We start from the raw sequence: 10,000 nt of genomic DNA on the forward strand, positions 1-10,000 counted from the left end.
TTGTCTAACAATTGTAAGGCACTTCATTCCAAATATGCTTTTACTTTATGCTTCTAATATTACAAATCCGTACTGACCTATTTCGGATTTTTCATCTACAATATTTTGACCTAAAATTAATTTGGCATGTTTAGGTAAGACAAATTTTATTCCATTGTAGCCAAAATTAAATAAAGCAAATAATCTTCTTTTATCTTTTCTTCTGATAAAACTTACATAATCATAACTATCACTAATCTGGCCCCACTCAAAACTGCCTTCACTTAGAATTTTATAGTTTTGCAACCTAAAATTATTCAACACTTTGATAAAACGCATCATCTTGTCATCTTGATCTTCTTGATTCCAATCCATTCCTACTAGATTACTTGGAAAATCATGTCCTGAAAGCCCTAGTTCTGTTCCATAAGTAATTGCTGGACTACCTTTTAATAAATACATAAAGGTTAACAAGGAGCGCATCAAAGCTTTATTTTCGCGACAGCGCGTTAAAATTCTCGAAGATGTTAGATCATCCAATGTTCTTAAGGTCACTCGACTTAACTTGGTATTTTGAGCTAACATTTGTCGACTTAATTGATACTTAAATTCACTAGCGGCAATTTTCTTATCTCTAGCAAAATTCAATAATAAATTGCCTAAAGCATCATCTGTCATCGCATCAAAATCTCCTAATTGAACTACACTAGTATTGCTCATTTCTGATTTTCCAACTAGGTAGAAATCAGGTTTCATCTTCTTAAGATTTCGGTTTAATAAATGTACAAATTCTCGACTCAATTTATCAGCATGATCCAATATTAATCCATCAATTTCAAAATGTTCTACCCAATATTTTATTGCTTGAATTAGATATGTTTGAACTTCTGGATTTTTTAAATTCAATGTTGGATAATGTGGATTTAACTTACTAAATTTATAATTAGCTCTGACAATATTTTTATTATGTGGATCTTGGCTATATTTAGGTGGAAATCCCTTAATATTAAACCAATCTACATATTTCGCATGTTGTCCCTCTTCTAGAATTTCACGCCATTGTCTCGAATTATCGCTTAAATAAGCTAAATTCATTTTTAGTACTACTTTCATATTGCGACGATGTAAGTTGCTGACTAACATCTTAAAGAGATCTTTATTGCCAAACTGACTATCAATACTATAAAAATCGTTAGTCGTTAATTTAAATGACCCATCGCCTTCAAAAATGGAAGATAGCACAATACCATTAATACCTAAATTTTGTAAATAATCTAGTTTACTTAAAATACCAGTTAGATCTCCACCTAAAATTTGAGTTGTATTATCTTCATTCTCGGATAACTTAGCTAGATTATCGTTGCCGTTAGCAAATCTATCAATTTGGATTTGATACCAGACTGTCTTTGTAACCCAATCTGGAATTTGCGTTACTTGTCGCATATCTCTATTTTCAATGATAAATCCATGTGGTGAATTGGCATTTTCTTCCGTAGCTTCACATAAACGTTGGGCGTCATAAAGTCCCACATTACCGTAAGTATCTGTAACTTTAAATACATACTGTGCTTCATTTTTGTTTAATTTTAATATGACTTCCCAATAATCATGATATCTAGTTGCGAAAGTTTTCTGCATAAAAAAGCTTTCATATCTCCAGCTATCGTTATTATTTCCGCTAACTTCACCTACCAAAACCGTTACATCCGCTAAATCATTGTGGGCTGATTGTAATTGAAGGTGTAATTCATCCTTATTTTCATAATAAGCCATCTCACTTGCTGGTATATGTAATATCGCTGCTTTATTCAACTAACATCCCACCTTTACAATTTCTCTTAGCACTATTATACAACATCGCTTACATTTTAAGAAAAATAAAAAGTATCCGACCCTAATTAAGTCAGATACTTTTACAATCTATTCTTATCTTGCAGTTACTGCTACTAAATCGTCACCATGATTTACTTTTGTATTGTCAACTCGATCAACAGAAGCATAGTTCATAGTGTTTGTAACAACAACCATTACTGTAGTGTCGTAGCCAGCTGCTTTGACTGCATCTAAATCAACAGTTCCTAACTTGTCGCCCTTCTTAACTTTTTGGCCTTGTTTTACGAATGATTCGAAATGTTGACCTTTCAAGTTAACTGTATCAATTCCAACATGTATTAATACTTCAGCACCATTATCTGATTTCAAGCCATAAGCATGCTTAGTTTCATAAGCAACTGTTAATTCACCATCAACTGGAGCATAGATTGTACCATCAGTTGGAACAACTGCAGCACCATTACCCATTGCTAGAGTAGAGAAAACAGGATCGTTTACGTCAGTTAATTTCTTTGATTCACCACTAATTGGAGATGCAACAACTTCATCGTTTAATTTGCTTTCAGCAGCTACTTGTTCTTCAACTTTTGCTTCTGTTTCAGCAGCTTCAGATGCAGATACAACAGGAGCTACTTGTTCTTCTTTCATATGACCTTTACCGTAGATAAATGTCAAGACAAATGCTACAGCGAAACTGATTAATTCAGCAACAACGTACATTGGAATTGATTTTGGATAGATGGATAGGAATCCGATAAATCCAGCAGCACCCATTGAAGCTGCGATAATGTGCATTAAGCCTGCAAATGCAGCTGCCACACCAGAACCAATTAAAGCACAGAAGAATGGGAATTTATACTTCAAGTTTACCCCGAATAAAGCTGGTTCAGTAATTCCTAGTAAAGCAGATACACCAGCAGATGAGGATAGACCTTTCATCTTCTTATCTTTTGTTAAGAAGTAAATTGCGAATGTTGCAGCACCTTGAGCAACGTTAGCCATTGATGCAACAACGAAGATAAAGTCACCGGCACCATGTCCGTTAGCAAATGCTGTAACTAATTGTGTTTCGATTGCAGGGAAACTTTGATGCAAACCTGTCATAACGATTGCAGAATATGTTAAACCAAAAATACCCATACCAACAAAACTTGTTGTGTCGTATAACCATACAATACCGTTTGTTAACATATCAGATACAGTCTTTAGAACTGGTCCAATTACTGTAAATGTTAAGAAACCTGTAATCATAACTGAAAGTAATGGTGTGAATGTGAAGTCAACAGCTGCTGGTAACCACTTGTGGAATCTCTTTTCCAAGAAGGCAAGTACCCATACGGCAGCGATTACAGGAATAACCTGATAAGCGTAGTTTGTTTGAGCAACATGCATTCCGAAGATATCCCAGTATTTAGCAGTCTTACCTAAATCTGGAGAAGTCATAATCATACCAATAGCAGCACCTAAGAAACGGTTAGCACCAAAACGTTTAGAAGCTGAGATTGCAACTAGAATTGGCATGAAGATAAATGGAGCAGCAGACATTAATTGAATCATGTCTGATAAGCCCTTAATAACTGGAGATGTTGAAACAATTGACTTAGGTCCGAATAATCCAGGTTGAGTTAAGAAGTTGTTCAAAGCCATCAACAAACCACCAGCAACTAAGGCAGGGATAATTGGTACAAAAATATCTGATAATAGCTTGATAAATGCCATTACTGGGTTAAACTTTTGACCTTGTTCAGCAACTTTCTTTAAATCATCAGTAGATAATTCCTTTAAACCTGTATCTTTAATCAATTCATCATAGACGTTATTTACATCGCCCGGTCCAATGATAACTTGATATTGTCCGTTTGTTTTAAATGTTCCTTTTACATCTGGATCAGCATCGAGAGCAGCTTGGTTTACTTTCTTATCGTCTTTAAGTACCAAACGTAATCTCGTAGCACAGTGAGCAGCAGCGATTAAATTATCTCTACCAACAGCGTCAACTACATTTTTAGCAACTTTTTTGTGATCCATGATCTACACTTCCTTCTCATCTAAATTTACGTTTTCTTGAAAACGCTTAATGATTATTACACTATTTATGATAACGCATTTTTATTATATGTCAATCGTTTATCACAAAAAATATTTTATTTCTTTTAAAAATCCCTTTAAAACGCTGATGAAATCTATATTTTCTCTACTTAATTAAATTTTATGAATATCGTTTAGCAATTTTGGCTTAAAAATGCTCAAAAATCTCTATTTCAGATAAAAATCCAATATTTCATGACAATTTCAGTGATTTATTCCTTATTTAATCGCTTTTTTACATGCTATAATAATGCTTGTAGTTATGTTATACGATTGACAGTTTTTTCAATATTAAATATAATAACAAATGAGAATACGTTTACAATAATAGGAGGAATTATTATGGAATGGACACGTGAATCACGTTATAAAAAATATTCTGAATGGGATGCGGAAACTTTACTGAAGTTACAGGCACAAGCAACAGCTTCAAAATACCAAATGTCTTATCATATTCGCCCTCAATCAGGCTTATTAAATGATCCTAACGGTTTTTCTTACTTTAATGATGAGTACCATGTTTTCTATCAATCTTATCCATTTGGTGCAGTTCATGGTTTGAAATCTTGGGTTCATTTAACTTCTCCAGACTTAGTTCACTGGAAGAACCTCGGATTAGCAATCAATGCTGATACTAAATACGATAGTCATGGTGCTTACTCTGGTTCAGCACGTGTTATCGATGATAAATTATTCTTAATGTATACTGGTAATCATCGTAGTAAAGAATGGGTTCGTTACCCTTATCAAATTGGTGCGATCATGGACAAGGACAACAATATTACTAAACTTGATAAACCTATGATTGAACCTGTAGATCATATAACAGAACATTTTCGTGATCCACAATTACTAAAACATCGCGATGAATACTTTGTTATCTTAGGTGCTCAAGATGCTGAAACAAAGACTGGTAAAATCTCACTCTTCCGTTCAAAAGATTTAAAGAACTGGCAAGACCTAGGTTATCTTGATTTTACTGAAGAAGAAATGGGATACATGGTAGAATGCCCTAATTTAGTCTTTGTTGATGATCAACCTGTACTTATTTTCTGCCCACAAGGTTTAGATAAGAAAGTTGCTGATTATGAAAATATCTATCCTAATATGTATATTGTTGGTTCAGATATTCGTTTAGACAAAGCTAAATTCAATACTGATCAAAAAGCACCTCTAAATCTTGACGATGGTTTTGATGTTTATGCTACACAAGCATTCAATGCACCTAATGGTAAAGCTTATGCTATTTCTTGGATTGGACTTCCTGACATCTCTTATCCAACTGATAGTGAAAACTGGGCTAACTGCTTAAGTCAGGTTAAAGAATTATCTGTAGTTGATGGTGAATTATACCAACGCCCTGTTCCAGCTATGGCATCACTTAGAGAAGAAGGAACTCTTGTTAGAAGTGAAGAAGTATTTGATGGCCAACAAATTGTCCACTCTGCAGCTTCAAAACATTATGAATTAAAACTTGATCTTACAGCTGGTCAAAATGGTAAATTATTCCTAGCAGCTAATAAAAATCTATCCCAAGGAATTGAAATTAAATTCTCTACTGCTGATGATGCTTTCCTTACAGTAGATCGTAGTGAGGCTGGTATTCCTTTCGCAGAAGATTACGGTACAACTAGAACTATTGCTTTGCCAGCTAACAAACAACTTAGCTTAGATATATTCGTTGACGGTTCCGTTTGCGAAATCTTTGTTAATAATGGTAGACATACCTTAACTTCAAGATTTTTTGCTCCTGATGGTAATAATAAGATTGCATTTATTAGTGATAAAAAGCTACAATATACTGGTACCTATTGGAATATGAAAAATATTTAGTTAAGGAGTGAAAGTTATATGCGAGCTAAATTAAGCGACGTTGCTAAAAAGGCTGGCGTTTCTCCTACAACTGTTTCACGTGTTATTAATAATTACGGTTATATTAGTGATAAAACTCGTAATAAAGTACATGAAGCAATGAAGGAGTTAAATTACCAACCTAACTCATTAGCCCGCTCGCTACATGGTAAAAAGACTAATCTAGTTGGTTTAATATTTCCTGGTGTTTCCAATCCATTTTTTGGTGAATTGGTCGAAGAAATAGAAAATAAACTTTTTGAAGATGGTTATAAAGTTATCTTATGTAATGCTGCTTATAATAAAGAAAAAGAACGTTCTTATTTAAGAATGCTCTTAGCCAATCAAGTTGATGGAATTATTGCCGGTGCTCATAATTTAGGTATCGATGAGTATCAAGAATTTGGTTTGCCAATCGTTTCTTTTGATAGAAGTTTATCTGAAAATGTTCCTATTGTTAGTTCGGATAACTATAAAGGTGGAGTTATTGCTACTCAAGAGTTGTACGATGCTGGTTGTCGACATATATATTTTGTAGGTAATCCAGTTCAAAAAGGTAATCCAACTGACCATCGACTTTCAGGGTATCGTGATACAATTAAAAAGTTAGGTTTAACCTTACATATTCATCCTGTATCTTTTTCAGAAACACCTATGCTCAAAATTATGGCAATTAAGCAACTACTTTCTGAGCACAAAGCAGATGGAATCGTATGTACCGATGATCTTACTGCATTGCTAGTCATTCAAGCAGCACAAGAACTTGGTATTAATATTCCTGAACAATTAAAGATAACTGGTTTTGATGGTACTAAATTTATCCAACAATATCATCCTGAATTATCAACTGTTGTTCAACCTACTAAAGATATTGCTGCTTTATTGGTTAAACTTCTAGAACGTAGAATTGCTCATCCTGATGAAGATCTAAAACAAAAAAGTTATATTTTACCTATTAGATTCATTAAGTCTAAAACAATTTCAGACAATTAAAAAAGTTCCTATCGAAAACCGGTAGGAACTTTTTACTATGCATATATCTATTCTATTATTCATGAGATAAATAAAAAAGCCAGGAATTACTTCCTAGCTCTCATTTGCACGGCGACTTCCTACCCTCGCAAGAGGCGTTCCTCTAACTACTCTCGGCGTTACGAAGCTTAACTTCTGTGTTCGGAATGGGAACAGGTGTATCCTTCGTGCCATCATCACCGCACTATTTACTTGAGATTTTATTCTCTCAAAACTAGATATCATTTATCTCTTTCACCGAAAACTCACGTTTTCTCTACTTGGTTAAGTCCTCGATCGATTAGTAATGGTCCGCTCCATGCCTCGCAGCACTTCCACTTCCATCCTATCTACCTGATCATCTTTCAGGGATCTTACTTACTTACGTAATGGGAAATCTTATCTCGAGGTGAGTTTCGCACTTAGATGCTTTCAGCGTTTATCTCATCCATACTTAGCTACCCAGCGATGCTCCTGGCGGAACAACTGGTACACCAGCGGTATGTCCATCCCGGTCCTCTCGTACTAAGGACAGATCCTCTCAAATTTCCTACGCCCGCGACGGATAGGGACCGAACTGTCTCACGACGTTCTGAACCCAGCTCGCGTACCGCTTTAATGGGCGAACAGCCCAACCCTTGGGACCGACTACAGCCCCAGGATGCGATGAGCCGACATCGAGGTGCCAAACCTCCCCGTCGATGTGAACTCTTGGGGGAGATAAGCCTGTTATCCCCAGGGTAGCTTTTATCCGTTGAGCGATGGCCCTTCCATACGGAACCACCGGATCACTAAGCCCGACTTTCGTCCCTGCTCGACTTGTAGGTCTCGCAGTCAAGCTCCTTTATGCCTTTACACTCTGCGAATGATTTCCAACCATTCTGAAGGAACCTTTGGGCGCCTCCGTTACCTTTTAGGAGGCGACCGCCCCAGTCAAACTGCCCACCTGACACTGTCTCCCGCCGTGATTGCCGGCGAGGGTTAGAGTGTTCATACAACGAGGGTAGTATCCCACCAATGCCTCCATCGAAACTAGCGTTCCGACTTCTACGGCTCCTACCTATCCTGTACAAGTTGTACAAACACCCAATATCAAGCTACAGTAAAGCTCCATGGGGTCTTTCCGTCCTGTCGCGGGTAACCCGCATCTTCACGGGTATTATAATTTCACCGAGTCTCTCGTTGAGACAGTGCCCAGATCGTTACGCCTTTCGTGCGGGTCGGAACTTACCCGACAAGGAATTTCGCTACCTTAGGACCGTTATAGTTACGGCCGCCGTTTACTGGGGCTTCAATTCTGAGCTTCGCTTACGCTAACCCATCCTCTTAACCTTCCAGCACCGGGCAGGCGTCAGCCCCTATACTTCATCTTACGATTTTGCAGAAACCTGTGTTTTTGATAAACAGTCGCCTGGGCCTATTCACTGCGGCTGAGCTTGCGCTCAGCACCCCTTCTCCCGAAGTTACGGGGTCATTTTGCCGAGTTCCTTAACGAGAGTTCTCTCGCTCACCTTAGGCTACTCGCCTCGACTACCTGTGTCGGTTTGCGGTACGGGTGATTAAACTCTAACTAGAAGCTTTTCTTGGCAGTGTGACGTCTCTCACTTCGCTACTAAATTTCGCTCCTCATCACAACTTGTCCTTAAGTAGATAAGCATTTGACTCATCTACAGACTTATTGCTTGAACGTACATATCCAACAGTACGCATCGATAGCCTCCTGCGTCCCTCCATTGTTCAAACAAGTTTAACCAGTACAGGAATCTCAACCTGTTATCCATCGCCTACGCCTCTCGGCCTCGGCTTAGGTCCCGACTAACCCTGGGAGGACGAGCCTTCCCCAGGAAACCTTAGTCATACGGTGGACCAGATTCTCACTGATCTTTCGCTACTCATACCGGCATTCTCACTTCTAAGCACTCCACCAGTCCTTACGGTCTAGCTTCGCCGTCCTTAGAACGCTCTCCTACCATGTACCTTACGGTACATCCACGATTTCGGTAATGTGTTTAGCCCCGTTACATTTTCGGCGCAGGATCACTCGACTAGTGAGCTATTACGCACTCTTTAAATGGTGGCTGCTTCTAAGCCAACATCCTAGTTGTCTATGCAATTCCACATCCTTTTCCACTTAACACATATTTTGGGACCTTAATCGGTGGTCTGGGCTGTTTCCCTTTCGACTACGGATCTTATCACTCGCAGTCTGACTCCCGGATATAAATCTGTGGCATTCGGAGTTTATCTGAATTCAGTAACCCAAGACGGGCCCCTAGTCCAAACAGTGCTCTACCTCCACGATTCTTAACTCCGAGGCTAGCCCTAAAGCTATTTCGGAGAGAACCAGCTATCTCCAAGTTCGTTTGGAATTTCACCTCTACCCACACCTCATCCCAGCATTTTTCAACATACACGGGTTCGGTCCTCCAGTGCGTTTTACCGCACCTTCAACCTGGACATGGGTAGGTCACCTGGTTTCGGGTCTACGTCAACGTACTATCTCGCCCTATTCAGACTCGCTTTCGCTACGGCTCCGGACTTTCCTCCTTAACCTCGCACGCTAACGTAACTCGCCGGTTCATTCTACAAAAGGCACGCCATCACTCATTAACGAGCTCTGACTACTTGTAGGCATATGGTTTCAGGAACTATTTCACTCCCCTCCCGGGGTGCTTTTCACCTTTCCCTCACGGTACTGGTTCACTATCGGTCACTAGGTAGTATTTAGCCTTGGGAGATGGTCCTCCCGGATTCCGACGGAGTTTCACGTGTTCCGCCGTACTCAGGATCCTGAACTGAGGAAACGAAGTTTCGCTTACGAGGCTATCACTCTCTTTGGCTAATCTTCCCAGATTATTCAACTACTTCATTTCTTGGTAACTCAAATGTTCAGTCCTACAACCCTAAGAAGCAAGCTTCTTAGTTTGGGCTCTTCCCGGTTCGCTCGCCGCTACTGAGGGAATCGAATTTCTTTCTCTTCCTGTGGGTACTTAGATGTTTCAGTTCCCCACGTCTACCTTCAACTAAGCTATGAATTCACTTAGTGATAACAGGCGGTAAAACCTGTTAGGTTTCCCCATTCGGAAATCTCCGGATCATAGTTTACTTACAACTCCCCGAAGCATATCGCAGTTAGTCACGTCCTTCATCGGCTCCTAGTGCCAAGGCATCCACCATACGCCCTTAATAACTTAACCTAATATTATCTAACGATAATAGGTTATGAGTTTAGCGATTA

The 10,000-nt window shown here is 38.6% G+C and carries 4 protein-coding genes and 2 rRNA genes; 2 read left to right on the top strand and 4 right to left on the bottom strand.

The features are described 5' to 3' along the window. Positions 1-45 precede the first annotated feature (45 nt). Positions 46-1,791 carry an alpha amylase N-terminal ig-like domain-containing protein gene (locus FC55_RS09265; protein ID WP_003700712.1) on the bottom strand — a complete coding sequence of 582 codons (1,746 nt, stop codon included), beginning with the start codon at positions 1,789-1,791 and terminating at the stop codon, positions 46-48. 114 nt (positions 1,792-1,905) lie between these two features. Beyond that, positions 1,906-3,840 carry a sucrose-specific PTS transporter subunit IIBC gene (locus tag FC55_RS09270; protein WP_003700711.1) on the bottom strand — a complete coding sequence of 645 codons (1,935 nt, stop codon included), beginning with the start codon at positions 3,838-3,840 and terminating at the stop codon, positions 1,906-1,908. 402 nt (positions 3,841-4,242) lie between these two features. Between FC55_RS09270 and FC55_RS09275 the strand changes: the two genes are divergently transcribed. Next, the gene (locus tag FC55_RS09275; RefSeq protein ID WP_003700710.1) at positions 4,243-5,733 is read left to right on the top strand and encodes a sucrose-6-phosphate hydrolase; all 1,491 of its coding nucleotides are present in this window, start codon (positions 4,243-4,245) and stop codon (positions 5,731-5,733) included. An 18-nt stretch (positions 5,734-5,751) separates the two neighbouring features. Continuing rightward, positions 5,752-6,744 carry a LacI family DNA-binding transcriptional regulator gene (locus FC55_RS09280; RefSeq protein WP_003700709.1) on the top strand — a complete coding sequence of 331 codons (993 nt, stop codon included), beginning with the start codon at positions 5,752-5,754 and terminating at the stop codon, positions 6,742-6,744. A gap of 106 nt (positions 6,745-6,850) precedes the next feature. Here the strand turns inward: FC55_RS09280 and rrf are convergent. Together rrf and FC55_RS09290 are read right to left on the bottom strand one after the other, a co-directional pair. Continuing rightward, a 5S ribosomal RNA gene (gene rrf, locus FC55_RS09285) occupies positions 6,851-6,967 on the bottom strand. Between the two features lie 76 nt (positions 6,968-7,043). After that, positions 7,044-9,959, bottom strand: a 23S ribosomal RNA gene (locus tag FC55_RS09290). Positions 9,960-10,000: the final 41 nt, after the last annotated feature.

Source organism: Ligilactobacillus salivarius DSM 20555 = ATCC 11741, from assembly GCF_001435955.1.
GTDB classification, from domain to species: Bacteria; Bacillota; Bacilli; order Lactobacillales; family Lactobacillaceae; genus Ligilactobacillus; species Ligilactobacillus salivarius.

Excerpts from the sequence above, each read along its gene's own strand:
- FC55_RS09270 (WP_003700711.1), bottom strand. The coding sequence starts at position 3,840 with ATGGATCACAAAAAAGTTGCTAAAAATGTAGTTGACGCTGTTGGTAGA.
- FC55_RS09275 (WP_003700710.1), top strand. The coding sequence starts at position 4,243 with ATGGAATGGACACGTGAATCACGTTATAAAAAATATTCTGAATGGGAT.
- FC55_RS09280 (WP_003700709.1), top strand. The coding sequence starts at position 5,752 with ATGCGAGCTAAATTAAGCGACGTTGCTAAAAAGGCTGGCGTTTCTCCT.